Origin of the sequence: Nonomuraea spiralis (assembly GCF_014648435.1) — a bacterium.
GTDB classification, from domain to species: Bacteria; Actinomycetota; Actinomycetes; order Streptosporangiales; family Streptosporangiaceae; genus Nonomuraea; species Nonomuraea spiralis.
Window position 1 is genome coordinate 70414 of sequence record NZ_BMRC01000031.1, and the last position, 24564, is coordinate 94977.

Below are 24564 nucleotides of genomic sequence, written 5' to 3' on the forward strand. Positions count from 1 at the left end.
GGGGAGCGGGTCAGGGGGCCGCGCCGTAGACGGGCCCGGGGGCGGGCGCGGCCTCCAGGAGCCCGGCGACCGCCGCGCCCACCTCCTCCGGGGACCAGCGGGCGCCGCGGTCCACGCCGGGGCCGTGGCGCCAGCCGGTGGCCAGGGAGATCGTGCCGCCCTCGACCTCGAACACCCGGCCCGTCACGTGCCCGGAGTGCGCCGAGCCGAGCCAGACGACGAGGGGGGCGATGTTCGCCGGGTCCATGGGGTCGAAGCCGGACTCCGGCCTGGCCATGGTCGCGGCGAACACCTCCTCGGTCATCCGGGTGCGGGCGGCCGGGGCGATGGCGTTGACCGTGACGCCGTAGCGGGCCAGCTCGGCGGCGGCGACCTGGGTGAGCGCGGCGATCCCGGACTTGGCCGCCGAGTAGCCGGCCTGGCCGACGCTGCCGAGCAGGCCGGCGCCCGACGAGGTGTTGATCACCCGGCCCGACACCTCCTCGCCTGCCTTCGACCGCTCCCGCCAGTGGGCCGCCGCGTGCCGCAGCGGCAGGAAGTGGCCCTTGAGGTGGACGCGGATCACGTCGTCCCAGTCCTGCTCGGTCATCGAGACCAGCATGCGGTCGCGCAGGAAGCCGGCGTTGTTCACCAGCGTGTCCAGCCGGCCGTACGCGCTGACGGCGGTCTTGACCAGCCGGGCGGCGCCCGCCCAGTCGGACACGTCGTCGCAGTTGGCCACCGCCTGTCCGCCGAGCGCCTCGATCTCCGCGACGACCTCCTGGGCGGGGCCGGGGGACGCGCCGCCGCCGTCGCGGGAGGTGCCGAGGTCGTTCACCACCACGCGGGCGCCCTGTCTGGCGAACTCCAGGGCGTGCTGTCTGCCGATGCCGCGTCCGGCGCCCGTCACGATCACCACGCGGCCAGTGCAAATACCCACGAGACCTCCCAAGGGGATCATGAACAGATATCAGGAAATATCGTCGGAAGCTAGGAATTGCCAGGCGGGGATCTCGCCGCCGCCGTCCACCCGTACCTCGGCGCCGGTCACGTAGCCGGGGGCGGCCAGCCACAGGCAGGCCGCGGCCACGTCGGCGGGGGTCGCGGGGCGGCCGGCGGGGATGGTCGCGTCCGCCCGCCCGTGGCCGGTGTACCGCTCGGCCGCCGTGGTGCCGGCCAGGCCGACGACGACCGAGTTGACTCTGACCTCGGGGGCCCACTCGGCGGCCAGGCAGCGGGCCAGGTGGTGCAGGCCCGCCTTGGCGGCGCCGTACGCGGACGTGCCCGGCGAGGGACGGGCCCCGCTGACGCTGCCGATCATCACGATCGCGCCCCGGGCGGCGGCCAGCAGCGGATGGGCGGCCTGGGACACCAGCAAGGGGGCGGTCAGGTTCAGCTCGATGACGCGGGCGTGCAGGCGCGGCGAGGTGCCCGAGACGGGGGCGGGCGGTGAACCCCCGGCGTTGTTGACCACCACGTCGAGCCGGTCGAACCCGGCCACCAGCCGTTCGACGTCCGCCGGCACACGCACGTCGGCCTGGACGAAGCGCAGGCCGTCCAGCGGGCCCGGGTCCGTCCTGGCGCAGACCGTCACCTCCGCGCCGGCGGCGCGGAAGGCCCCGGCGATGCCCGCGCCGATGCCCTGGGTTCCGCCCGTCACCAGCACGGACCTGCCCGCGTAGTCGTAAGAGACCGTCACGGGTGCTACCGTACCAAGCAAGCGTTAGGTGCGACCAGGGAGCGCGATGGGGATCACACTGCGGGACGGGCCGGTCGCCGAGGTCGTGGTGGACGTGCCGCCGGTGAACGCGTTGACCGTACGGGGCTGGGCGGAGCTGGCGGCGGCGGTACGGGCGGCCGGGCGCGACCCCGCGACCAGGGTGGTGGTGCTGCGCGCCGAGGGACGCGGGTTCAACGCCGGCGTCGACATCAAGGAGATGCGGGCCGACCCCGGGCACACGGCGCTGGTCGGGGCGAACCGGCAGTGTTTCGAGGCGTTCGCCGCCGTCTACGAGTGCGAGGTGCCGGTGATCGCCGCGGTGCACGGCCACTGCCTGGGCGGCGGGGTCGGCCTGGCGGGCAACGCGGACGTGGTGGTGGCCAGCGAGGACGCCTACTTCGGGCTGCCCGAGGTGGACCGCGGGGCGTTGGGCGCGGCCACGCACCTGGCCCGGCTGGTGCCCCAGCACCTCATGCGGGCGATGGTCTACACGTGCAGGAACGTCACGGCGGCCGAGCTGCACGCGTTCGGGTCGGTGCTGGAGGTGGTGCCGCGCGACAAGCTGCGGGAGGCGGCGATGGAGGTGGCCGGGCAGATCGCGGCCAAGGACCCGTACGTGATCCGCCGCGCCAAGGAGTCGCTGAACGGCATCGACCCCGTGGACGTCAGGCGCAGTTACCGCTTCGAGCAGGGCTTCACCTTCGAGCTGAACCTCATGGGCATGGGCGACGAGCACAGGGAGCGGTTCCGATGAGCAAGGTGATGTCCGTCGAGGAGGTCGCGGCCTCGGTGGAGAGCGGGATGACGGTCGGGATCGGCGGCTGGGGCTCGCGGCGCAAGCCCATGGCCCTGGTGGGCGGCCTGCTGCGGTCACCCGTACGCGATCTGACGATCGTCTCCTACGGCGGCCCGGACGTCGGCATGTTGTGCGCGGCGGGGAAGGTGCGCAAGGTCGTGGCGCCGTTCGTGACGCTCGACTCCATCCCCCTCGAACCGCACTTCCGGGCGGCCCGGCAGGCGGGCGGGATCGAGTTCGCCGAGTACGACGAGGGCATGTTCATGTTCGGGCTGCTGGCGGCGGCGCACCGGCTGCCGTTCCTGCCGACGCGGGCGGGGCTCGGGTCCGGCGTGCTGCGGGTCAACCCGGACCTGCGTACGGTGCGCTCGCCGTACGGGGACGGGGAGGAGCTGGTCGCGGTGCCCGCCCTGACCATGGACGTGGCGCTGGTGCACCTGAACCGGGCCGACGCCCGCGGGAACGCCCAGTACCTGGGCCCCGACCCGTACTTCGACGACCTGTACGCCAAGGCGGCCGGGCGCTGCTACGTGTCGTGCGAGCGGCTGGTGGACACCGCTGGCCTGCTCAAGGAGGGGCCGGTGCAGTCGCTGCTGATCAGCAGGTCGATGGTGGCCGGCGTGGTCGAGGCGCCCGGCGGGGCGGGGTTCACCTCGTGCGAGCCGGACTACGGGCGCGACGAGGAACGGCAACGGCGCTACGCGGAGGGCGGCCTCGATGAGCAGGGCTGATGTTTGTGTGCTGGCGTGTGCGGAGGCGTTCAGGGGGGACGGGGAGATCCTGGCGGCCGGGATCGGCGGCGCGGTCACGGTGCTGGCCGCGCGGCTGGCGCGGCTGACGTTCGAGCCCGATCTGCTCACCCACGACGGCGTCTGCCTGCTCACCGGCGACGTACCCGCGCTGGGGGCCGCGCCCGGGGTGGTGGAGGGCTGGCTGCCGTTCCGCGAGCACCTGTGGCTGGTGCTGAACGGCCGCCGGCACGTCATGCTGGGGGCCAGCCAGATCGACCGGCACGGCAACAGCAACATCTCCTGCATCGGCGACTGGGCGCGGCCCAAGGCGCAGCTTCTCGGGGTGCGCGGCGCGCCGGGGAACACGCGGTGCGACCCCACGAGCTACTGGATCCCGCGGCACTCGCGGCGGGTGTTCGTGCCCGAGGTGGACATGGTGAGCGGGCTCGGCACCGACCGCGGCGCGTACGAGTTGCGGCGGGTGGTGACGAACCTGGCGGTGCTCGACTTCGCCACCGCCGACGGCTCGATGCGCCTGGTGTCCACGCATCCTGGCGTGAGCGTGGCCGACGTGGTCGCGGCCACCGGATTCGACCTCGTCATCCCGCCGGACGTGCCCACGACGCGGGAGCCGGACGCCGGGGAGCTGGCCGTACTGGACCGCCTCGATCCGGGTCGCGCGCGCGAGCGCGAGGTGGCCGCGTGAGGACCGCCCTGACCGAGCTCATCGGCTGCCGCCATCCGATCGTCCAGACGGGCATGGGGTACGTCGCGGGCGCCCGGCTGGCCGCGGCCGTCTCGGCGGCGGGCGGGCTGGGCGTGATCGGGGCGGCCACCATGTCGGTGCCCGAGATGACGGCGGCCGTCAGGCGGGTCAAGGAGCGCACGCAGGCGCCGTTCGGGGTCAACATCCGTTCGGACGCCGACGACGCGGCCGAGCGGGTGGAGGTGCTGATCAGGGAGGGTGTGCGGGTGGCGTCGTTCGCCCAGGCGCCGCGGCGGGAGCTGATCGGCCGGCTCAAGGACGCGGGGGTGGTGACCGTACCGTCGGTGGGGGCGCGCCGGCACGCCGAGAAGGTGGCCGCGTGGGGTGTGGACGCGGTGATCGTGCAGGGCGGCGAGGGCGGCGGGCACACCGGCCCGCTGGCCACCACCCTGCTGTTGCCGCAGGTGGTGGACGCGGTGGACATCCCGGTGATCGCGGCGGGCGGCTTCTTCGACGGGCGTGGGCTGGTGGCCGCGCTGGCCTACGGCGCGTGCGGGATCGCCATGGGCACCCGCTTCCTGCTGACCCGCGACTCCCCGGTGCCCGGCCAGGTCAAGGACGTCTACCTGGCGGCCCGCGAGACGGTCGTGACGACCAGGGTGGACGGCGTGCCGCACCGCGTGCTCAGCACGCCGTTCGTGGCCTCGCTCGAACGGTCGCGGCTGCTGCGCGCGGTGCTGAACGGCGCCCGGTTCAAACGGCTGTCCGGCCTGTCGTGGGGCGCGATGGTCCGCGAGGGACGCCGGATGCGGCGCGGCCGGGAGCTGACCTGGGCGCAGGTGCTCCAGGCGGCCAATACGCCGGTGCTGCTCAGGGCGGCGATGGTGGACGGGCGGCCGGACCTCGGGGTGATGGCCGCCGGTCAGGCCGTGGGCGTGATCGGCGACCTGCCCTCGTGCGCGGAGCTGATCGACCGGGTGCTGGCCGAGGCCGAGGACGTGCTCAAGCGCCTGACCTGACTCACAGGACGGTGATGCCCCGGGCGGCGAGGATGGCACTGGCCTGGGCCTGGTTGATGACCGCGCCGGCGAACGCGCGCAGCTTGGCGTCGTCGGGCTGCCCGAGGTCGGCGCCACGCAGGTCGGCCTTGGTGAACGTGGTGTTGAGCAGCCGCGTGCCGATGAGCCGGCAGTCGCTGAAGGTGGCCTCGGTGAAGTCGCAGCCCGACAGGTCGGCGTCGTCGAAGCGCACGCCCTCGATGAACTCGCCGCGCAGGGAGCAACCGCCGAGGTTGGCCAGCGTCAGGTTGCAGCGCGCCACCTTGAAGCCGGTGCCGCGCGAGGCCGTCAGCGCGGCGCCGATCATGCGGCAGCCGCTGAAGGAGACGTCGGTCAGCAGCGCGCCGCCGAACTGGGCCGAGGACAGGTCGACGTCGGTGAACGTCACGTCGATCAGGTCGGCGTCGTTGAACCTCGGGCGCATGCCGCCGCCGCCCTTGAAGACCGCGCCGTCCAGGTCGGCCTTGCGGAAGTCGGCGCCGTCGAGCACACAGGACTCGAACAGGGCGCCGGCCAGCGCGGCTCCGGACAGGTCGGCCTCGGTCAGGTCGCAGCCGCGGAAGACGTGCGGCTCGTCGCCCTGGAGGACGGGGCGGCTGTGGGAGAGGTCTTCGCCGTCGAGGGTCACGGTGTCACAGCGTACCGGTGAGCACCTCCGCCGCGGCCTGGCCGCAGACCCGCGCCGACCCGTACGTGGCGATGTGCACGGCGCCGAGGTCGGAGCGGGCGGGCAGGCCCATCTCCACCACGACGGCGTCCGGACGGGCGCTGAGCAGGTGCCGCAGCGCCTCGCCCTGCCAGTCGTAGCGGTGGGCGTCGCGGACCACGATCACCAGTGGCCGCTTGGCCGCCTCGCCGATCAGCCGCTCCAGCCGGGCCCCGGTCGTCTCCCCGGCCACGAGCCTGGTGACGGCGGTGCCGGGCAGCAGCCGGCCGAGCGGTTCGCCGACGCCCCACGGGGTGCCCTTGTCGATGGCCAGGTTCATCTCGGGGGCCAGCTCGACCACGTGCGCCGCCCCGGTCAGCGGCAACACCGACGCCGTCGACCTGCGGGTGACACGTACGGCCCGGCGGGCGGCGGCGAGCCCGATGTAGCCGTCCTCCGGTACGGGGCTGCCCGAGGAGGTGGTCCAGGCGGCCAGCTCGCGGACCCGGCGTGCGGCGTCGGCCAGTCTCTCCTCGGGCAGCAGTCCTTCGGTCACGGCGGCGGCGATGGCGTCGCGTACCTCGACGGCGGTGGCCTCGTCGGCCCGCTCGCCGCCCACGCAGATCGCGTCGGCCCCCGCGGCTATGGCGCGGGCGGAGGCGCCCCCGATCCCGTACGCCCCCGACACCGCGGCCATTTCGATGCCGTCCGTGATGATCATTCCCTGGAAGCCCAGTTCCTCGCGCAGCAGGCCCGTGAGGACCTTCGGGCTGAGCGTGGCGGGCAGCTCGGCGTCGTAGGAGGGCACGAGCAGGTGGCCGGTCATGATCGACCGGACCCCCTCCTTGATCGCCTCCCTGAAGGGGAAGAGCGCCTCCTCGATGCCCGCGTCGGCCACCACGGGCACGCCGTGATGGGAGTCGACGATGGTGTCCCCGTGACCGGGGAAGTGCTTGGCGCAGGCGGCCACCCCGGCCGACTGCAGGCCGCGGACGAACGCCCTGGTGTGCCGGGCCACCAACGCCGGGTCCGCGCCGAAGGCCCGCAGGCCGATGACCGGGTTGTCCGGGTTGGAGTTCACGTCGGCCGAAGGGGCGAAGTCGATGGTGATGCCCGCACTGGCCAGCTCGCCACCCAGGTCCCTGGCCAGGGCCTCGGTCAGGCCGACGTCGTCCACGACGCCGAGCGCGTACCCGCCGGGTCGGCTGCTGCCGGTGCTCACCTCCAGCCGGGTGACCTCGCCGGACTCCTCGTCGGTGCCGACCAGCACCGCGGGGTTCTCCGCGCGCAGCGCGGCGGTGAGCCGGGCCACCTGGGCGGGGTCGGCGATGTTGCGGGAGAACAGCACCACGCCCGCCAGTCCCTCGCCTAGTCGGCGGCGTATCCAGTCCGGAGGCGTCCGTCCGACGAAACCTGGGAGTAACACTGCGTCGGCGAGGCGAAGAAGGTCACCGCTCATGGGCATGACCCGAAATCTAATAGGAAAGTTTCCTATTTGCTAGAGGCATTTTCTGATGTCAGCCCGCTTTCTTCCGGGATTAACTCCATCGCCACTCCGGACGACCTTCCCCGCCATTCCGTGAAAGCCCGCGGCCGGGCCGGTCAGCCGAGGCGCTCGATGACGGTGACGTTCGCCTGCCCGCCGCCCTCGCACATGGTCTGCAGGCCGTACCGGCCGCCGGTGCGCTCCAGTTCGTGCAGCAGCTTCACGGTCAGGACCGCGCCGGTCGCGCCGAGCGGGTGGCCGAGCGCGATCGCGCCGCCGTTGGGGTTCACCCGGGCGGGGTCGGCGCCGGTCTCCTTGATCCAGGCCAGTACGACCGGCGCGAACGCCTCGTTGATCTCGATCGCGTCGAAGTCGTCGATGGCCATGCCGGTCCTGCCCAGGGCGTGGGCCGTGGCGGGGATGGGCGCGGAGAGCATCATGATCGGGTCCGCGCCGCGCACCGACAGGTGGTGCACGCGGGCGCGCGGGGTCAGGCCGTGGTCGCGTACGGCCCTGGGCGAGGCGACCAGCAGCGCCGCCGCGCCGTCGGAGATCTGGGACGCCAGCGCCGCCGTGAGCCTGCCCCCCTCGGTCAGCGGCCGGAGCGCGGCCATTTTCTCCGGCGTGGTGTCCCGGCGCGGCGTCTCGTCGTCGGCGACGCCCTCGTACGGGACGATCTCGCGCCGGAAGTGCCCGGCGTCCACGGCCCGCAGGGCGCGGCGGTGCGACTCGTAGGCATAACGTTCCATGTCCTCGCGTGACAGGTCCCAGGCCGCCGCCATCTGCTCGGCGCCGGCGAACTGGGAGACCTCCGCGGTGCCGTACCGCGCGGCCCAGCCCTTCGACCCGGCGAACGGGTTCTCGTGCCCGAGCGGCCGGCCCGCCAGCATGGCCGAGGAGATCGGGATCATGCTCATGTTCTGCACGCCGCCCGCGACCACCAGGTCACCGGTGCCCGACAACACGGCCTGGGCGGCGAAGTGCAGGGCCTGCTGCGAGGAGCCGCACTGGCGGTCGACCGTGACGCCCGGCACCTCCTCGGGCAGCCCGGCGGCCAGCCAGCAGGTACGCGCGACGTCACCGGCCTGCGGCCCGATCGTGTCCACGCAGCCGAAGATCACGTCCTCCACGGCGGAGGGGTCGGCGCCCGTGCGATCCATCAGCTCACGCAGCACGTGGGCGCCGAGATCGGCGGGATGGGCCCCGGACAGTCCGCCGTTCCTGCGCCCGACCGGGGTGCGGACGGCGCCGACGATGTACGCCTCATTCATTCTCGCATCGTAGCAAGCGCTTGGTCGCCTCGTAACGCCGCAATGAGCTGGGCCGGTTGCGTGAACAAGCGATTGTCCGATGGCTCATAATGGAAACGTGACCACGCGAAAGAACTCCGGCACCGCCACCTCACCGGCGAAGCGCCAGCGCGCCACCTCCTCGGGGGCGGCGTCAGAGCGACGCGACCACCTCGTCAAACTCGCCGCGGAGCTCTTCGCGCGCAAGGGTTTCCAGGCCACGACCGTACGCGAGATCGCCGACGAGGCGGGCATTCTCTCCGGAAGTCTCTACCACCACTTCGACTCCAAGGAGACGATCGTCGACGAGGTGCTGTCCACCTTCCTCGACGACCTCATCGCCCGCTACCGCGCCGCCGTCGACAACAACTCCGACGCCCGCACGGTGTTGTCGGAGATGGTCCGCATCGGCTTCGGCACGCTGGAGCCCCACCGCGCCGCGATCACCGTCATGCAGAACGACTGGAACTACCTGCGCCAGTTCGAGCGCTTCAACTACCTCGTCAAGGCCGAGGACGAGGTCGAGCAGATCTGGGTGGCCCAGATCAAGGCGGGCCAGGCCGCCGGGCTGTTCCGGGCCGACGTCGACCCCAAGCTGACCTACCGGATGATCCGCGACACCATCTGGGTGGCGGTGCGCTGGTTCCGTCCCGGGGGCAGGCTCAACACCTCCGCCCTGGCCGAGCACTACATCACCGTGCTGTTCGACGGGCTCGCCACCGGTGAGCGCACGACCCAGCGCCAGGGATGAGCCTCGGCAAGGCGGTGCGGCTGGCACTGCAGGAGGCGGCCGAGCCGGACAAGGCCGAGCCGATGCGCGCGTACATGAAGTCGGAGATGCCCTTCCTCGGCGTGCAGGCGGTGCCGCGGCGGGCCGCGCTCCGGCGGGTGTTCGCCGGCCACCGCATCGACTCCGCGCCCGAGTGGCGGCGCGCGGTGCTCTCGCTGTGGCGCGAGGCCGAATACCGCGAGGAGCGTTACGCCGCCGTCGAGCTGTCCGGATATCACTTCTACCGCGACTTCCAGACCCTCTACACCGTGCCGATGTACGAGGAGATGGTCGTCACGGGCGCGTGGTGGGACCTGGTCGACGAGCTGGCCACCCACCGCGTGGGCGGCCTGCTGACCGCCTACCCCGACTCCATGCGCCCGCTGATGCTGGAATGGGCGGCCGACGCCGACCTGTGGAAGCGCCGCACGGCCATCCTGTGCCAGAACCGCTTCAAGTCCCGTACGGACACCGCCCTGCTCTACGCCTGCATCGAGCCGAGCCTGTCCGACAACGACTTCTTCGCCCGCAAGGCCATCGGCTGGGCCTTACGCGAATACGCCAAGACCAACCCGGACGAGGTAGTGCGTTACGTACGCGCCAAGGGCATCTCGGGCCTGAGCCGCCGCGAGGCGCTGAAGAACCTGCCCGTCGGCTAGCGTCCTCATCTCGTCCACAGCGCGTCCTGCACGGCCTGCACCAGGGCCATCAGCTCCGGCGTCACCCGTTCCCGCGCCCAGGCCAGCGCGTACGTGATGCGCAGCTCCCCCGCCTCCAGCGGCACGAACCGGACGTCCTCCCGCCGGACGGCCCGGACCAGGAGCTGCGGGATCGGCAGCAGCCCGGCCCCGGCGGCGACCAGGTCGAGCGCGGCGGAGAAGTCGTCGTCGGCGACCATCCGCGCGCGCCCCGGCAGCCCCACCCAGGCCCGGCCGCCCGGCGTCAGCACCACCTGGCCGCCCAGATCGTCCGCCGTGACCCGGCCGCGCCCGGCCAGCCGGTGCCCGAGCGGCACGGCCAGATGGTCGACGGTGACGTGGAAGCGGGCCGCCGTGACGAACCGCGCGGGCGCCGGGGTGGCCAGGATCGCGGCCGAGACCTCGCCGCCGTCCAGCGCCTGCGCCGCGGCGCTCCGGCCGGCCACCACCAGTTCCACGCCGATGGCCGGAGCGCGTCCCGCCAGCCTTCTCGCGATGCGCGCGGCGAGCGTGCCCACCAGTGGTGGATAAGCCAGGTGAATAGTAGGGCGGGCCAGTCTGGCGGCCTCGGCGGTGAACGCCTGCGCCGATTCGAGCGCCTGCCGGGCGTACGGGAGCAGGCCCTTGCCCTCGGCCGTGAGCCGTACCTCGCGGGCGCTGCGCTCGAAGAGCCTGACCCCGGTGGCACGTTCGAGCCTGGTGATGGCCTGGCTGACGGCGGGCTGCGACATGCCCAGGTCGGCGGCGGCGGCCGAGAAGCCGAGCCGTTCGGCGACCCTGACGAAGCAGTGGATCTCTTTGAGCATAAGCAGCACTTATCGATGATGCACGACGTCGGCCGCGCTGGACAGGATTCCGGCATCTGACCGACGTGATCGAGGAGCTGAGATGTCGCCATTCCCCACGTCCACGGTGCTCGGGTACCCGAGGATCGGGCCGCGCCGGGAGCTCAAGCGGGCGCTGGAGTCGTACTGGGACGGGCGCTCCGGCCGGGCGGAGCTGGAGCGGGCGGGCGCGGAGATCAGGGAGCGGACCTGGCGCCGGCTGGCCGAGCTGGGCCTCGAAGGGCTGCCGTCCAACACCTTCTCCCTGTACGACCACGTGCTGGACACGGCCGTGCTGCTGGGCGCGGTGCCGGAGCGCTACCGGGCGGCCGAGGACCCCTACTTCGCGATGGCCAGGGGCACCGACGGCCTGGCGCCGCTGCGGATGACGAAGTGGTTCGACACCAACTACCACTACATCGTGCCGGAGATCGGCCCGGAGACCGTGTTCAAGCTGGACGCCTCCAAGCCGCTCGCCGAGGTGCGCGAGGCCCGCGCCCTGGGCTACGAGACGCGGCCCGTCGTGGTCGGGCCGGTGACGTTCCTGCTGCTGGCCGGGGCGCCCGAGCGGCTGGACGACGTGCTCGGCTGCTACGAGGAGCTGCTCGCGGCGCTGGCCGCCGAGGGCGTCGCGTGGGTGCAGCTCGACGAGCCGGCGCTGGTCGGCGACCGTACGCCGGAGGAGCTGGAGGCCGTCCGCGGCGCCTACGACCGGCTCGGGTCGGTGACCGCGCGTCCCGGGCTGTTCGTGGCCTCCTACTTCGGAGACCTCGGCCCGGCGCTGCCGGTGCTGGCCGCCACGCCCGTGGAGGCGATCGGCGTGGACCTCGTACGCGGCGGCGGCGTGCCCGACCTGCCGGGCAAGACCGTGGTCGCGGGTGTGGTGTCGGGCCGCGACGTGTGGCGCACCGCGCCGGAGCGCGCCCTGGCCGCCCTGGGCGCCGTACGCGCCGGCCGGGTGACGGTGAGCACGTCGTGCTCACTGCTGCACGTGCCCTACGACGTGGACGCCGAGCCCGACCTCGACCCCGGGCTGCGGGCGCGGCTGGCGTTCGCCGAGCAGAAGGTGGCCGAGGTGGTCGCGCTGGCCCGGTCGGACTTCCAGGGCCCGGTCCCCGCCGCGCCCTCGGTGCCGCTGACCTCGCCGGCGGCGCCGGAGGAACGTGCCCCGTACGCCGTGCGGGCCGCCGCCCAGGCCGCGCACCTGGGCCTGCCCCCGCTGCCGATCACCACCATCGGCTCGTTCCCGCAGACCGGCGAGCTGCGCGCGGCGCGGGCCGCCGTGGCGAACGGCACGCTGTCCGAGGACGACTACGAGCGGCGCGTCGAGGCCGAGATCGAACGGGTCGTCAGGGTGCAGGAACGCCTCGGCCTGGACGTGCTCGTGCACGGCGAGCCCGAGCGCAACGACATGGTGCAGTACTTCGCCGAGCACCTCGACGGGTTCGCGGTCACCAGGAACGGCTGGGTGCAGTCGTACGGGTCGCGCTGCACCCGCCCGCCGATCCTGCACGGCGACGTCAGCCGTCCCGGGCCCATCACCGTGCGCTGGGCCTCCTACGCGCAGTCGCTCACGGACAAGCCGGTCAAGGGCATGCTCACCGGGCCGGTGACGATCGTGGCCTGGTCGTTCGTCCGCGACGACCTGCCGCTGCGCGACGTCGTGTTCCAGGTCGCGGACGCGGTACGCGAGGAGGTGCGCGACCTGGAGGCCGCCGGACTGTCGATCATCCAGGTGGACGAGCCCGCGCTGCGCGAGCTGCTGCCGCTGCGGCGGGCCGCGCAGGCCGACTACCTGGAGTGGGCGGTGGCGGCCTACCGCCGGGCCACCTCGGGGGCGGCCGACCGGACCCAGATCCACACCCACCTGTGCTATTCGGACGCCGACCAGATCCTGGCCGCCATCGACGGCCTGGACGCCGACGTCACCACGATCGAGTCGGCCCGCTCGGGGGCGCGCATCCTGGGCGCGGTGAGCGCGTTCGGCCGCGGCCTCGGACCCGGCGTGTACGACATCCACTCCCCCCGTGTCCCGGGCGCCGACGAGGTCGAGGACCTGCTGCGCAGGACGCTGGAGGCGCTGCCTGCCGAACGGGTCTGGGTCAACCCCGACTGCGGGCTCAAGACGCGTACGTACGAGCAGGTGGAGTCCTCGCTCGCGCACGTCGTCGAGGCCACCCGGCGGCTGCGGGCCGAGCTTCAGGCGTAGAGCGCGGTGAACTCCTCGACCGTCATGCCGAACAGGACCTCGTCGTCGTAACGGCCGGCGGCGAAGCGGCTCCTGCGCCGGCGGCCTTCCTCGACGAAGCCCAGCCGCCGGTGCAGGGCCAGCGACGGCTCGTTGGAGCTGTAGACCCACGCCTCGGCCTTCTGGAAGCGGCGCTCGGCGAACATGTACCGCAGCAGCAGGACGATCGCCTCGCCGGCGTAGCCCTTGCGGTGGTGGGGCGTGCCGATGGAGATGCCGTAGGCGAACGTGCCGTGCATACGTTCCACGTCGTGGGTGTTGATCATGCCGACCGGCCGGCCGTCGTCCGCGGCGGCGACCACGAGACGCACCTGGTCCATGTCGGACTCCTGCTCGGCCAGCTCGGTGGCCCACTTCTTCGCCTCGGCGGCCGAGCGGGGCGGGTGCAGCCGCCAGCCGTTCCTGACCGCGTCGGAGTCCTCCTCGAAACCGAGGAACGCCTCCCAGTCCTCCGGTTCGATGGCTCTCAGGCGTACACGCTCGCCCACCCACACAGACGTCATGCCGTGGAGCAAACCAGACCCCACCCCTCCCCCGCGAACCCTTTTCCCGGCCTCACCCGCGTCCGTATCTGGCCTCGGCCCGCCAGAAGTACCAGAGCCCGAGGAGCAGTCCGGCGAGCGCCCAGAACGCGCAGCTCAGCCATACGACAGGACGCGGGTTGTAGGCGTGGATCAGGATGTCGCGCATGAACTCGATGGTGGAGGCGGCGGGATTGAGATACATGACGTCCGCCACCCACTGGGGCAGCCCGACCCCTCCGACAGGCTTGCCGGTGGCCGGGTCCGGATAGCCCACGATCTTGTACTGGATGGAGAAGAAGACCCCGGAGGCGTACAACCAGGTCCGCAGGACGAACGGCAGGAGCTGGTTCACGTCGCGCAGCGAGGCACCCACGCGCGCCAGGACCAGGCTCAGACCGGTGTTGAACATCGTCTGCAGGAGCAGGGCGACCGGGATCATCAGCCAGAACCAGGTGGGGAACTCCCCCATGACGACCACCAGGACGAGCAGCACACCCATGGAGACGGCCGCCTGCCGCAGTTCCTGGAGGGTGTACGCCAAGGGCAGCGCGGCGCGGGGGAAATGCAGGGCGCGGATGAGCGAGAGGTTCCCCGAGACGGACTTGGCCCCCGCGGAGGCCGACCGCTGGCTGAAGGTGAAGACGAACATGCCCGTGACGAGGAACGCCGGATAGTTCTCGATATGGTCGTGTCCGCCCAGGACGAGGCCGAACATGACCCAGTAGATGCCGGCGTTCAGCAGCGGCGTCAGCACCTGCCAGAGTTGCCCGAGCGCGGAGGCGGAGTATTTCGAGGCGGTGCGGGAGGTCGCGTAGACCAGGATGAAGTGGCGGCGTTCCCATAATCGGCGGAGGTAGACGTGCATGTCCGGCCGGACCATGGATCGCCGCAGCCCATGACGGCTCGCGAGAGCGGCAAGCGAGTCCTGCTCAGGCGCAGATGACATCGGCGTCTCCTCACGGCCTGCCGCGTCGGGGGACTGGGAGAGAGTCTAGGTTCCGACCCCGCGAAACGGCGCTCCCTCCGCACGTCCGCGCAGACGCGCCGCCATGACCGAAGGGCGTGCGGCCGGGCCGGGCGGTCGGCTCTCCCCGGAGCAGCGGTTCATCTCGGATGAATGCGACCTCTGGAGCCCGCTCTCGGCCTGGAGGTTCCCGGCCAGTTCCGCCGGCGTCGCCCCGCAGCGGACATTGGAGAGCCCGCTGTCACTGGGTACGAGGATGGCGCGGATCGCGACCCAGCCACCGGCCATGTCGGTGATCTGCCACCCGGGGAACCTGCCGAGCAATTGCTGCACGGTCAGGTTCATGACCGCGCTCCCACTGTCGGCGCGGAACGCTCGTACGATCCGCGCAGCTCCGCGTAGCGCAAGGCGATCCGCCGCGCGGCCCGTGACGGCTCGACGGCGGGATCGCGGGCGTACAACACCCGCTTGCGCCGGTCGTCCCAGCCCGCTCGCCACCGGTACCACTCGCCGTCGCACCAGATCACCAGCCCGGCCCACACCGCCACCAGGGCGAGGCCGTACCCGATGTGGGTGTCCGCCTGGACGCCGTGTTCCTCTCGGAGGACCGTGCGCAGGAGCTCCGCGGACGGTCCGGGTCGGGTTTCCTTGCCGTTGCCAGGTACGGCGATAACCTTGTCCTGCATCGTTGACGCCCCAAAGCTCTCGATGCTCAGCCCCCTGCCGTCGGGTGGTGTTGCACCACCATGTGTCCCGTAGGCAGGGGGCTACTCCAGGCCCCACTTTAGGGGGGCTAAAGTGCGCCGAATGTCGGTCGCTGAGGAGGCGGCACACGAATGGACTTGAAGACGCTGAGAGAAGTCGCGCAGGTCAGTGATCCTGTGGAACGAGCCCGCGTCCTCAGCCGACTCATGACCGAGGAACAGGGGCTGGTGACCGAGGCGGCCAAGATGCGGCGGCAGGCCATCGCCGAGGCGCGGGAGTCCGGCATGAGCCTGGAGGAGATCGCCGGGCGGCTGGGCGTCTCACCGGGTCGCATCTCACAGATGCGGAAGGGGCCAACGGCTCGTGCGCCGGAGGGGCCCGCCTCGTCCGCCCCTCGGGTGCTGGTGCAGCGTGCGTTGCCGACCGAACCGGCGGTTCGGGGCTCGAAATCGCTCTTCCTGGCCGAAGCGGAACGGCAGGGCCTCAAGGCCGATCGCCGGATGTTGTACGTCGGGCTGGAGCCCGCCAGTGAGCATGTGGCGGCGTGCCTGCGTGTCGAACCTGGGGTCGAGATCGTGGCCCGGCGCAAGGTGATGAGCGCGAACGACGTACCGGTGCGTATCGCGACGAGCTACTTCCGAGCGGATCTGTTCGGCGACACCAGGATCGCCGAGCCGGAGTTCGTGAAGCCGTCGTTGCAGTCGGCGTTGACCGCCCTGGGTTACACGTTCGGCCACGCCGAGGAGAACCTGGCCGCCCGGCAACCGACCGCCTTCGAGCGTGAGACGTTGGAGCTTGAGCCGGGTGAGTGGGTGGTCCAGGTGTTGCGCGCCAGCTACTCGACCGAGGACACACCGATTCATGTCCTTGAGACGATCTGCGCCGCGAATCGGCACATCTTCCCCATCGGCCAGGTCTCGGGATACGACGAGTTCTGAGCGACCATCGCGCCGGACGGCTGTGGACTCCCGGCGACAGCGAGGACCGCAACCCCGGACGGTGTGCCGGATTCGGCCTACCTGGCTGGTTTCACCATCGCCTCGGTCATGCCTTGGCTCTGGCAGAGCCAAGGCAGGACGGCTCTCCAGCCCAAGCGCCGGTAGCACGATCCGATCCGGCTGTGGTTCGCCCGGGGAGCAAGATTGGCGCCGTCGACCAGAGACATCTGGCATCCGGCCTCGAGAACCACCACCGTTGTACGTGGCCCAGGACAGGACACCAGCCGGGCAGCCGATGACCCGTCGCCGGCGAGCGGGCGGGCACCGCGCCATGGCGCCGGGAGGCGCGGGGGTTGCGCCGCAAGGCGCCTCAAGAAGAACCGCCTGAGCCCCCGAGGCGTGAGGCGCCCCCACGGCGAAGACCCTTGGCCCCAGAGTCCCCCTACTTGAGGGCTCCGGAGGTCAGGCCGGACTGGATCTGGCGTTGGAAGACCGTGTAGACGACCAGCATCGGCAAAATGGCCAGGGTGAGCGCGGCGAACAGGGCCGACCAGTCCTGGTCGTACCCTGCAGCCGTGGAAATGTCCGCGATCCCCTGAGTGAGCACCCATTTGTCTCGATCCTGGAGCAACACCAGCGGAAGCTGGTACTGGTTCCACTGCCCGAGCACGTTGAAGATCGTGATGCTGATGATGCCCGGCTTGGCCATCGGCAACATGATCTGGAAGAAGACCCGGGTGTGCGACGCGCCGTCCACCATGGCCGCCTCCCCCACCGCCGTCGGCAGCGTACGGAAGAACGCGGTCAGGAAGAACACCGTGAACGGCATCGAGTACGCGATGTAGACCAGCACCAGCCCCGCGTGCGTGTTCAACCCGATGTACGGCCCCACCAGCGGCACGGCCCCCATGTTCTGCACGACGAAGAACAGCGGCGTCAGCTTCAGGTAGACGGGGAAGGCCAGCCCGGACACGAACAGGAAGTAGATCGGCCGGTTGGCGCGGAAGGGATAACGCGCCAGCACGTACGCGGCCATCGAGCCGAGCAGCATCGTCCCGGACACGCTGAAGGCGACCACGATGACGCTGTTGAGCATGTACTGCCCGATGTGCGCCTGTTCCCAGGCCCGGGCGAAGTTGTCCCAGTTGAGCTTGGCCGGCAGGCCCCACGCCTCGCCGAAGATCTCGTCCTCGCTCTTCACCGAGGCCAGGAAGGTCCACAGGATCGGCACCACCACGAGCACCGTCCACACCAGGAGCGCGACGTGGGACAGCGCGGCCATCGGCCCGAGCCGCCGCCGGCGCTCCTGGCGGGCCAGTTTGCGGGAGTTCGCCACCGTCCACGAGGTCGTCGTTGTCATCTAGTACTCGATTCGTTCGCGGCGCGACAGGCGCAGCGAGAGGATGGCGAAGCCGACGGTGAAGAAGAACATCATGACGCCCAGCGCCGAGGCGTACCCGAAGCGGAAGTACTGGAAGGCGTTGCGGTAGATCTCGGCGGCCATGACGGTGGTCGACCAGTCGGGTCCGCCGTGCTGGTCGGTCATCACCCACACGATCGCGAACGCGTCGAGCGCCAGGATGCCGAGGTAGACCCAGGCCACCTGGATCGTGTCCCACAGCAGCGGCAGCGTGATGCGGAAGAACAGGCTGAACCGGCTCGCACCGTCGATCTGCGCCGCCTCGAACATGTCACGCGGGATGGAGGCCAGCCCCGCCGAGAACAGCACGACGTAGAAGCCGACCGCCTGCCAGACCAGTACGCCGAGCACCGACCAGAAGGCGACGTCCGGGTCCGACAGGAAGCCGACCGGCTTGGCGCCGAGCGCGATCAGCGGCCCGTTCAGCATGCCGCTGCCGTCGGGCCGGAACACCTGCTGGAACAGCACCCCCACCACGGCCACGGCCAGGACCTGCGGGAAGAAGAACACCACACGGTAGAACTTCGAGCCCGCGATGCCCGAGGAGCCCTTGCGCCCGCCCACGTTGAGCAGGAAGGCGAAGAACAGCGCGATCACGATCGTGAGCAGCGGCAGCAGGACGAGCAGCAGGCCGTTGTGGGTGACGGCCTTCCAGAAGATGCCGTCCTTGAACAGCCGGACGAAGTTGTCCAGCCCGACGAAGCCGGGCGTCGCCGTCACACCGCGCCAGTCGGTCATCGCGATCCGGAACGCCTGGAGCAGCGGCGAGATGACGTAGACGAGGTAGAGGATCACCGGGGCTGCCAGGAACGCGGTGATGAACAGCCCGCGGCGATACCTGTTGAACAACATCAGCGCTTGTACTTCTTGATGGAGGAGTCGTTCTTGATCTCGTCGGCCTTCTTCTGCAGGCGCTCCAGGTACTTCTCCGGGGTCAGGCCGCCGGACATCAGCTCGCCGGTGGCCGCGATGCCCTCGTCCTTGAGCTGGCCGTACCAGGTGTTCCAGCGGTAGTAGAGGGTGTTGGCGCCCGCGTCGGCGACGGCCTTGGAGGCGCTGGTGACGCCGGGCGAGATCGTACGGCCCTCGGTCGCGCCCTTGACCGCGGTCACCGTCTTGACCATCTCGCTGAAGTCGCCGGCCGCCTTCTTCGACAACATGCCGCGCAGGTACTCGATGCCCGCCTGCGGGTTGGGGCTCTTGGCCGAGACCATGAAGTTCTCGCCGGGCTGGGTGTGCAGGGTGCCGTACGGCATCTTGTCCGAGCCGGTGACGTCGGGGATCGGGAACATGCCGTACTCGAAGTCGGGCGGGGTGGTGCTCTTCTGCTCGTTCTCCAGCCACGACCCGGACGGCAGCATGGCCACCTTGTACTTGTTCTGGGCCGTCTGGGTCTGCACGTGGTCGAGGCCGGTCGTGCCCTCCATGAGGTACTTGGCGCCCACCTCGGCCCAGGCCGTGGCGGCCGTCTTCATGGCCTCGGTGGTCCAGGCGCCGTCCTCCAGGTTGTCGATGTTGACCAGCACCTCGTTGCCGCCGATCTTGGCGGCCATGGTCAGCAGCGGCTCGTACAGGTACTGCGGGAACTTGCCCGCGTACGTGAAGGGCGCCATCTTGCCGGACTTCTTGATCGTCTCGCAGAGCTTGGTGAACTCGTCCCAGGTCTTGGGGATCTCCCAGCCGTTCTCCCTGAACACCTTCTGTGAGTACCAGATGCCGTGGATGTAGTTCACGTAACCCAGCACGCTGAACTTGCCGTCGTAGGTGCCGATCTCGATGACCGACGGGTCGATCGTGTCCCTGACCTTGACGGCGGGGTCGTCCCAGCTCGGCGCGTCGAGCAGCGCGGTGAGGTCCTGGAGCTGGCCGTCCTGGGACAGGGCGCCGAAGTCCATGAAGTTGGCGCCGGAGTTGTCGATCACCTCGGGCGGGTTGCCGCCGGCGAAGCGCGGCTGGAGGACCTTGGTGATCTCCTTGGTCGCGTTGTGCTTGATCTCGCTCTTCGGGTACTTCGTCGTGAACAGGGGCTCGTGGATGGTCTTGGCGTAGTCCTGGCCGAACCCGCCGTCGAAGATCCACACCTCCAGCGGCTTGCCGTCCGCGACGCCGAACGGGTTGGCCGCGCTGGTCGCCACCGGCGCGGAGGACGCGGTGGCCGTGGGCTTGGCGACGGGGGTGGCACAGGCGGCCAGCGCCCCGGCCACGGGCACGAGGGCCGCCCCGCGCAGGAGTTCACGCCGGCTGATATGGGGGGTGTCAGGCATTGATGGCTCCTAAATTTTCATGATCCTCGTCGGATGCGCCCTGCGTAGCGGCTCTCCAGTGCCTTGTTGTGCTCGTCGCCGCCGGTCACGTTGACCGACAGGTAGATGGGGGGCCGCTCGCCCAGGGCGACGAGCTCCTCCACCGCCTCGGTGACCACCATCTGCGCGAGCAGCGCCGAGGTGACCGTGGAGACCGCGCCGTACGTGCCGCCGTCCGGCAGGTCGAGGACGGCGTCCCCGTACGGGGAGCCGTTGTCGAGCACGACGTCGGCCAGGTCCATGAGCTTGTCGCCCGAGGGGTGGCGCGAGGTCATGCGGGTGCTGTGCGCGACCGACGTGATCGCGACGAGCGGGTGGCCGCGCTCCTTGACCAGCCTGGCCAGCTCGACGACCGTGCCGTTCACGCCCGAGCTGGAGACCAGGACGAACACGTCCTGCGGCTCGACGGGGGCCAGGTCGTAGATCTCGTGGGCGACGGCCGGGTCGCGTTCGAGCTCGGGGGTGAGCACGCTCGGCGGCCGGCCGCCGAACAGGACGAGGTCGCGCGGCGAGAGGCGGTTGCTGGGCACGAGGCCGCCGGCCCGCCCGGCGATCTCCATGGCGATGGCCTCGGAGTGCCCCGACCCGAACGCGTTGACCACCCCGCCGGCCCGCAGCGCGGCCACGATCAGCGCGGCGGCCCGGCGCACCGGCCCGGCCTGGCTCTCGGCGACCTGCGCGGCGAGCGCGAGCACCTTGGTTGCGTACGTCATTCAGCCTCTTTCCACCCGGTGGCTCTCCACGGCGCTGATCGTGAGCTCGAACGCCTCGTTGGTGCGCTCGTAGGTGCGCTGCGCGACGGCCACGTAGACGGCGTCGAGCACGAAGAGCTGCGAGTGCACGGCCGCCAGCCCGCCCAGCCTGAACGTGGTCTCCCTGCTGGCCGTCGTCAGCACCAGGTCGGCCAGCTCGGCCAGCGGCGAGCGGGCGAAGGAGGTGACCGCGACCGTGGTGGCGCCGTGGCTGCCCGCCTCGGCCAGCGCCTCCATGACCTCGCGGGTACGGCCCCGATGGCTGATGCCGATGGCGATGTCGTCCGCGCCGAGCAGCGCCGCCTCCGACAGGGCCACGTGCGCGTCGCCCGCGCTCCAGCCGGGTACGCCGATGCGGCGCAGCCTGCCTTCGAGCATGGTGGCTACGTTCCCGCTGGTGGAGACGCCTATCAGGAGCACCCGGCGGGCTCTGACGATGGCGTCGGCGACCTGGGCGACGACCGCGAGGTCGAGCTGTGCGGCGGTGTCCTGGATGAGCCTGGCGTCGGCGGCGGCCATCACCTCGATGGCCGAGTCGAGCGGGTCGTCCGGGCCGATCTCGTGGCCGACGCCCGCGCCCCAGCCGGCCTGCGCGGCCCTGCCGGTCTCCGTGGCGAGGGCGACCCGCAGCTCGGCGTAGCCGGAGAAGCCGAAGGCCCGGCAGAACCTGGTCACGGTGGCGGGCGAGCTGCCCGCCCGCTCGGCCAGCGCGATGATGGTCGACCGCGCGGCCTCGGCGGGGTCACCGAGGATCACCTCGCCGACCCTGCGCAACGCCTCCGGCAAACCGGGCAGTTCCGTTTCGACGCGCCCGAGCGCTCCTGAAGTCACGAATATTCCTTCCGAATACCCGGCCTTCTGGCGAAAATTATTCTTGCTTCTCGGTCGCGTCAACCCCCAGAATTTGACCGTGACGAAATCGCTGGTGGTCGGTGTAGACGCGGGTGCCACCTCGACCCGCGTGTCCGTCCACACCCTCGACGGGACCCGGGTGGGCTACGCGCGGGCCGGTGCGGGGAATCCCTCGGCCCACGGTCTGGACAAGGCCGTCGCGGCGATCGGGACGGCGCTCGGCCACGCGCTGGGGTCATATGACGGCGGCCAGGTCGTGGCCTCGCTGGCCGGGGTCGCGGGCCAGGTCGAGACGCTGGTCCCCGAGCTGGCCCGGGTGTGGGCCGCGCACGGCGTCCAGGACGGGCCCCGCATCGAACGCGACGTGGCCGTGGCGTACGCCGCCGGCACGCCCGAGCCCGACGGCTCGCTGCTGCTGTCGGGCACCGGCGCGGTCGCGGCCAGGGTCACCGGCCACCGCATCCACACGATCGCCGACGGGCTGGGCTGGCTGCTGGGCGACGAGGGCTCGGGCTTCTGGATCGGCCGCGCCGCCGCCAAGGCCGTGGTCGCCTCCCTCGACCAGGGCGCGACGTACGCGCCGGGAAGCCTGACCGCGCTCGTGGTGGAGCACTTCCTGGGCGAGGAGCGGCCCGGGTCGCCGCGCGCGGTCGCCGACCGGCTCGTACGCCTGGCGCAGGCCGATCACATGCGGCTCGCCGCCCTGTCCGCCCTGGTCAGCGAGGCGGCCGAGGCCGGCGACCCGATGGCGCTCAAGGTCGCGGACGAGGCCGCCGACCGCCTGGTGGCCACCCTGCGCCGGGTGCACGTCGCGGGGGACGTCGTGCTGGCCGGCAGCGTGCTGACCAGCGAGGGGCCGGTGCGCCGGGCCGTGCTGACGCGGCTGGCCGGCGAGCGCGTGACGACGGCCCGCGACGCGGCGGGCGCGGCAGCCTGGCTGGCGGCCAGGGAGGCGCTGCCCGGCGACGACGGCCGGGCCTCGCACGCCGCCTTCACCGAGAGCCCTTCGGCGTTCACCGAGAGCCCTTCAGCGTTCACGGACGGCCCTTCGGGAGGGCTCACCGGGTGAGCAGGGCCGCGCTGCCGTAGCTGCCGCCGAAGCCCGTCACCAGGGCCGTCTCCCGCCCGGCACGCAGTTCCCGCACCGCCTGGGCCACGTTGTTGAGCCCGTGCACGTACCCCTCGGACAGCAGGCCGCCGTGCGGGTTGACCCAGGCGTGCCGCCGTTCCAGCAGGTACGCCCCCAGGTCCGCCCGCGCCGCCAGCCCGAAGTCCTCCAGTTGCCTGGGCACCAGCCACGAGTAGGCGTCGTAGAGCAGCGCCGCCTCGACGTCCGAGGGCCGCATGCCGGAGGCCGCCCACAACATGGGCGCGACGTACGCCGAGAAGACCGCGGTCACGTCGGGCGAGCGGTCCATCGACGAGCACCCCGGCCCGCCCCCGCGGACGACCGCCCGGATGCGTGGCCCGTCCAGGACGCCGCTCACCACCAGCGCGCACGCGCCGTCGGTCTCCTGGCAGCAGTCGGCGGTACGCAGAGGCGTGCAGACGTACGGTTTGTCCAGGTAGGCGGCCAGTTCCAGCGGCTCGCGGCGCAGGGCCCGGGGGTTGGTCGCGGCGTTCGACCTGGACTGGGCGACCACGGCGTGCAGGTGTTCGGCGGTCAGGCCGGTGTCGTGCAGGTAGCGGGTGGCGGCCATGGCGAACAGCGGGATCGGGCCGGCCAGGCCGTAGGTGTGGTGTTCCAGGGGGCCGGTGGAGGCGGTGTTCATGCGCGTGCCGGAACGCCCGTTGAGCGCCCGGAAGACCAGGACGTTGCGGGCCAGGCCGGCGTGGACCAGCATCGCCGCGTCCCCTAGCACGGACGCCGCCTGCGTCCCGCCGCCGGCGATGTCGTTGTGCCAGCGCAGCCGCTCGACGCCCAGCGCGCGGGCGACCTGGACGACCGGCGCCGAGTCGTTCATGTGGTAGCTGAGCAGCCCGTCCACCTCGCCCGGCGCGATGCCCGCGTCCGCGCACGCGGCCCGGCACGCCTGCGCCGCCAGCTCCAGCTCGGTACGCCCCGACCGCCTGCTCAGGGTGGTCATCCCGATCCCGGCCACGGCCGCGCACCCGGCGAAGGACTGCATGCCCGCCCCCTTCCAGGTCCGGTCGGCGATCACGGTAACCCGGCGAACCACCGAAAGACAAGCGCTTGCTTGGCGAACCACGCCGAGGGCCCCGGGCTCCGATATCGTGCCGCGTCGTGATCCCGACGGAATCGAGGACGAGCATGCTGAAGGTCCCCGGCGCCCGCCTCCACTACGAGCTGCGCGGCACCGGCCCGCTCCTGCTGGTCGTCGCGGGCGGCGACGGCGACGCGCGGGCGAACGCGGCCCTCGCCGACGGGCTGGCCGACCGCTACACCGTGCTCACCTACGACCGGCGCGGCCTGTCCGCCAGCACGATCGACGACCCCGCGCAGCCGATCACCCTCGCCACCCACGCCGAGGACGTCCACCACCTGCTGGCCGCGCTAACCACCGAGCCCGCCCGCGTCTACGGCAGCAGCATCGGCGCGCTGATCGCCCTGGAACACCTCGCCCGCCACCCCGGCCAGGTACGCCTGCTGGTCGCCCACGAGCCGCCCGCCGTCCAGGTGCTCCCCGAGGCCGAACGGGCGGCGGCCGACGCGGCGCAGCGCGAGGTGGAGGAGACGTTCGCGGCGGAGGGGACGTTCGCCGCGCTGGCCAAGTTCCTGGTCGTCGCGGGCATCGACCCCGCCGACCGCGAGGAGGACGTCGTCCTGCCCCGTCCGAGCCGGGAGCGGCAGGCCAACCTGGAGTTCTTCCTGACCCACGACGCCCCCGCCGTGCGCCGCCACCGGCTGGACCTGGACGCGCTCAGGTCCGCCGCCGGCCGCGTCGTGCCCGCCGTGGGGGTGAACAGCGGGCCGATCATGCCGTACCGTTGCGGGGTGCTGCTGGCGGCGGAGCTGGGGGTTCCGTACGCCGGGTTTCCGGGTGGCCACAACGGCGGCGTTCTGCGGCCGAAGGGCTTTTCCGCCCGCCTGCGCGAAGTCCTGACCAGCGAGAAGGCATAAACCGTGACTCGATGTCTTCACGGAGGCTGTCCCGTCTTGTAATACGGAGATGCGCTCATCCGATAGCCCATCAT

Annotated in this window: 26 protein-coding genes; 10 read left to right on the plus strand and 16 right to left on the minus strand. The window is 71.6% G+C overall.

Annotated elements, in window-relative coordinates:
• Positions 1 to 10 precede the first annotated feature (10 nt).
• Together IEZ27_RS44530 and IEZ27_RS44535 are read right to left on the minus strand one after the other, a co-directional pair.
• Positions 11 to 940, minus strand: a complete 930-nt coding sequence (locus IEZ27_RS44530; protein WP_189652775.1) for an SDR family oxidoreductase — start codon at positions 938 to 940, stop codon at positions 11 to 13.
• Positions 941 to 949: 9 nt separating this feature from the next.
• The gene (locus IEZ27_RS44535; RefSeq protein ID WP_189652776.1) at positions 950 to 1678 is read right to left on the minus strand and encodes an SDR family oxidoreductase; all 729 of its coding nucleotides are present in this window, start codon (positions 1676 to 1678) and stop codon (positions 950 to 952) included.
• A gap of 46 nt (positions 1679 to 1724) precedes the next feature.
• On the opposite strand from IEZ27_RS44535, the gene IEZ27_RS44540 reads away from it, so the two are divergent.
• Genes IEZ27_RS44540 through IEZ27_RS44555 form a run of 4 tightly spaced genes read left to right on the plus strand, consistent with a single transcriptional unit; the run spans position 1725 to position 4951 of the window.
• Entirely contained in the window at positions 1725 to 2453 is a 729-nt protein-coding gene (locus tag IEZ27_RS44540) for an enoyl-CoA hydratase family protein (protein WP_189652777.1), read from the plus strand.
• Positions 2450 to 3226, plus strand: a complete 777-nt coding sequence (locus IEZ27_RS44545) for a CoA transferase subunit A (RefSeq protein WP_189652778.1) — start codon at positions 2450 to 2452, stop codon at positions 3224 to 3226. Before IEZ27_RS44540 ends, IEZ27_RS44545 begins: the two co-directional genes overlap by 4 nt.
• On the plus strand, positions 3213 to 3932 hold the full coding sequence (locus IEZ27_RS44550; protein WP_189652779.1) for a CoA-transferase subunit beta: 720 nt from the start codon (positions 3213 to 3215) through the stop codon (positions 3930 to 3932). The genes IEZ27_RS44545 and IEZ27_RS44550 overlap by 14 nt, the downstream gene beginning before the upstream one ends.
• Complete coding sequence (locus IEZ27_RS44555) at positions 3929 to 4951, plus strand: NAD(P)H-dependent flavin oxidoreductase (RefSeq protein WP_189652780.1); 1023 nt, start codon at positions 3929 to 3931, stop codon at positions 4949 to 4951. The genes IEZ27_RS44550 and IEZ27_RS44555 overlap by 4 nt, the downstream gene beginning before the upstream one ends.
• A 1-nt stretch (position 4952) precedes the next feature.
• Here IEZ27_RS44555 and IEZ27_RS44560 read toward each other — a convergent pair whose 3' ends face one another.
• From IEZ27_RS44560 to IEZ27_RS44570, 3 genes are all read right to left on the minus strand, one after another.
• Positions 4953 to 5618 carry a pentapeptide repeat-containing protein gene (locus IEZ27_RS44560; RefSeq protein WP_189652781.1) on the minus strand — a complete coding sequence of 222 codons (666 nt, stop codon included), beginning with the start codon at positions 5616 to 5618 and terminating at the stop codon, positions 4953 to 4955.
• Between the two features lie 4 nt (positions 5619 to 5622).
• Positions 5623 to 7101: a glycoside hydrolase family 3 protein gene (locus tag IEZ27_RS44565; protein ID WP_189652782.1), complete on the minus strand. Its 1479-nt coding sequence runs from the start codon at positions 7099 to 7101 to the stop codon at positions 5623 to 5625.
• Positions 7102 to 7238: 137 nt separating this feature from the next.
• Positions 7239 to 8393 (minus strand): acetyl-CoA C-acetyltransferase, encoded by a 1155-nt coding sequence (locus tag IEZ27_RS44570; RefSeq protein ID WP_125647132.1) that lies wholly within the window; start codon positions 8391 to 8393, stop codon positions 7239 to 7241.
• 97 nt (positions 8394 to 8490) lie between these two features.
• Here IEZ27_RS44570 and IEZ27_RS44575 point away from each other — a divergent pair, with 97 nt between their 5' ends.
• Together IEZ27_RS44575 and IEZ27_RS44580 are read left to right on the plus strand one after the other, a co-directional pair.
• Complete coding sequence (locus IEZ27_RS44575) at positions 8491 to 9162, plus strand: TetR/AcrR family transcriptional regulator (RefSeq protein WP_125647135.1); 672 nt, start codon at positions 8491 to 8493, stop codon at positions 9160 to 9162.
• Positions 9159 to 9839, plus strand: coding sequence for a DNA alkylation repair protein (locus tag IEZ27_RS44580; protein ID WP_125647138.1), 681 nt, complete (start codon positions 9159 to 9161; stop codon positions 9837 to 9839). Before IEZ27_RS44575 ends, IEZ27_RS44580 begins: the two co-directional genes overlap by 4 nt.
• Before the next feature lie 5 nt (positions 9840 to 9844).
• Here the strand turns inward: IEZ27_RS44580 and IEZ27_RS44585 are convergent, their stop codons facing one another.
• The gene (locus tag IEZ27_RS44585; protein WP_189652783.1) at positions 9845 to 10684 is read right to left on the minus strand and encodes a LysR family transcriptional regulator; all 840 of its coding nucleotides are present in this window, start codon (positions 10682 to 10684) and stop codon (positions 9845 to 9847) included.
• 82 nt (positions 10685 to 10766) lie between these two features.
• Here IEZ27_RS44585 and metE point away from each other — a divergent pair, with 82 nt between their 5' ends.
• Positions 10767 to 12911, plus strand: a complete 2145-nt coding sequence (gene metE, locus IEZ27_RS44590; RefSeq protein ID WP_189652784.1) for a 5-methyltetrahydropteroyltriglutamate--homocysteine S-methyltransferase — start codon at positions 10767 to 10769, stop codon at positions 12909 to 12911.
• Here the strand turns inward: metE and IEZ27_RS44595 are convergent.
• The 4 genes from IEZ27_RS44595 to IEZ27_RS44610 are packed head-to-tail and all read right to left on the minus strand — an operon-like array spanning position 12902 to position 15124.
• Entirely contained in the window at positions 12902 to 13453 is a 552-nt protein-coding gene (locus tag IEZ27_RS44595) for a GNAT family N-acetyltransferase (protein WP_189652785.1), read from the minus strand. The genes metE and IEZ27_RS44595 overlap by 10 nt on opposite strands.
• Before the next feature lie 52 nt (positions 13454 to 13505).
• A complete protein-coding gene (locus tag IEZ27_RS44600) occupies positions 13506 to 14420 on the minus strand; it encodes an ABC transporter permease (protein ID WP_189652786.1) in 915 nt (304 codons plus the stop codon).
• 45 nt (positions 14421 to 14465) lie between these two features.
• Positions 14466 to 14783: a hypothetical protein gene (locus IEZ27_RS44605; protein WP_189652787.1), complete on the minus strand. Its 318-nt coding sequence runs from the start codon at positions 14781 to 14783 to the stop codon at positions 14466 to 14468.
• Positions 14780 to 15124, minus strand: coding sequence for a hypothetical protein (locus IEZ27_RS44610; RefSeq protein ID WP_189652788.1), 345 nt, complete (start codon positions 15122 to 15124; stop codon positions 14780 to 14782). Before IEZ27_RS44610 ends, IEZ27_RS44605 begins: the two co-directional genes overlap by 4 nt.
• A gap of 246 nt (positions 15125 to 15370) precedes the next feature.
• On the opposite strand from IEZ27_RS44610, the gene IEZ27_RS44615 reads away from it, so the two are divergent.
• Positions 15371 to 16081, plus strand: a complete 711-nt coding sequence (locus IEZ27_RS44615) for a UTRA domain-containing protein (protein ID WP_229824901.1) — start codon at positions 15371 to 15373, stop codon at positions 16079 to 16081.
• Between the two features lie 442 nt (positions 16082 to 16523).
• On the opposite strand, the gene IEZ27_RS44620 is transcribed toward IEZ27_RS44615, so the two are convergent.
• The 5 genes from IEZ27_RS44620 to IEZ27_RS44640 are packed head-to-tail and all read right to left on the minus strand — an operon-like array spanning position 16524 to position 21387.
• Positions 16524 to 17441 carry a carbohydrate ABC transporter permease gene (locus IEZ27_RS44620; protein WP_189652790.1) on the minus strand — a complete coding sequence of 306 codons (918 nt, stop codon included), beginning with the start codon at positions 17439 to 17441 and terminating at the stop codon, positions 16524 to 16526.
• The gene (locus IEZ27_RS44625) at positions 17442 to 18353 is read right to left on the minus strand and encodes a carbohydrate ABC transporter permease (RefSeq protein WP_189652791.1); all 912 of its coding nucleotides are present in this window, start codon (positions 18351 to 18353) and stop codon (positions 17442 to 17444) included.
• Entirely contained in the window at positions 18353 to 19765 is a 1413-nt protein-coding gene (gene ngcE / locus IEZ27_RS44630; RefSeq protein WP_189652792.1) for an N-acetylglucosamine/diacetylchitobiose ABC transporter substrate-binding protein, read from the minus strand. Before ngcE ends, IEZ27_RS44625 begins: the two co-directional genes overlap by 1 nt.
• Positions 19766 to 19782: 17 nt before the next feature.
• Positions 19783 to 20517, minus strand: coding sequence for a sugar isomerase domain-containing protein (locus IEZ27_RS44635; RefSeq protein WP_189652793.1), 735 nt, complete (start codon positions 20515 to 20517; stop codon positions 19783 to 19785).
• Positions 20518 to 21387 carry a MurR/RpiR family transcriptional regulator gene (locus tag IEZ27_RS44640; RefSeq protein WP_189652794.1) on the minus strand — a complete coding sequence of 290 codons (870 nt, stop codon included), beginning with the start codon at positions 21385 to 21387 and terminating at the stop codon, positions 20518 to 20520.
• 79 nt (positions 21388 to 21466) lie between these two features.
• Between IEZ27_RS44640 and IEZ27_RS44645 the strand changes: the two genes are divergently transcribed.
• A complete protein-coding gene (locus IEZ27_RS44645; RefSeq protein ID WP_189652795.1) occupies positions 21467 to 22477 on the plus strand; it encodes an N-acetylglucosamine kinase in 1011 nt (336 codons plus the stop codon).
• Here IEZ27_RS44645 and IEZ27_RS44650 read toward each other — a convergent pair.
• Positions 22467 to 23537, minus strand: a complete 1071-nt coding sequence (locus IEZ27_RS44650; RefSeq protein ID WP_189652796.1) for a thiolase C-terminal domain-containing protein — start codon at positions 23535 to 23537, stop codon at positions 22467 to 22469. The two genes, IEZ27_RS44645 and IEZ27_RS44650, sit on opposite strands and share 11 nt — an antisense overlap.
• A gap of 116 nt (positions 23538 to 23653) precedes the next feature.
• On the opposite strand from IEZ27_RS44650, the gene IEZ27_RS44655 reads away from it, so the two are divergent.
• Positions 23654 to 24490 (plus strand): alpha/beta fold hydrolase, encoded by an 837-nt coding sequence (locus tag IEZ27_RS44655; protein ID WP_229824902.1) that lies wholly within the window; start codon positions 23654 to 23656, stop codon positions 24488 to 24490.
• The last annotated feature ends 74 nt before the right edge of the window (positions 24491 to 24564 follow it).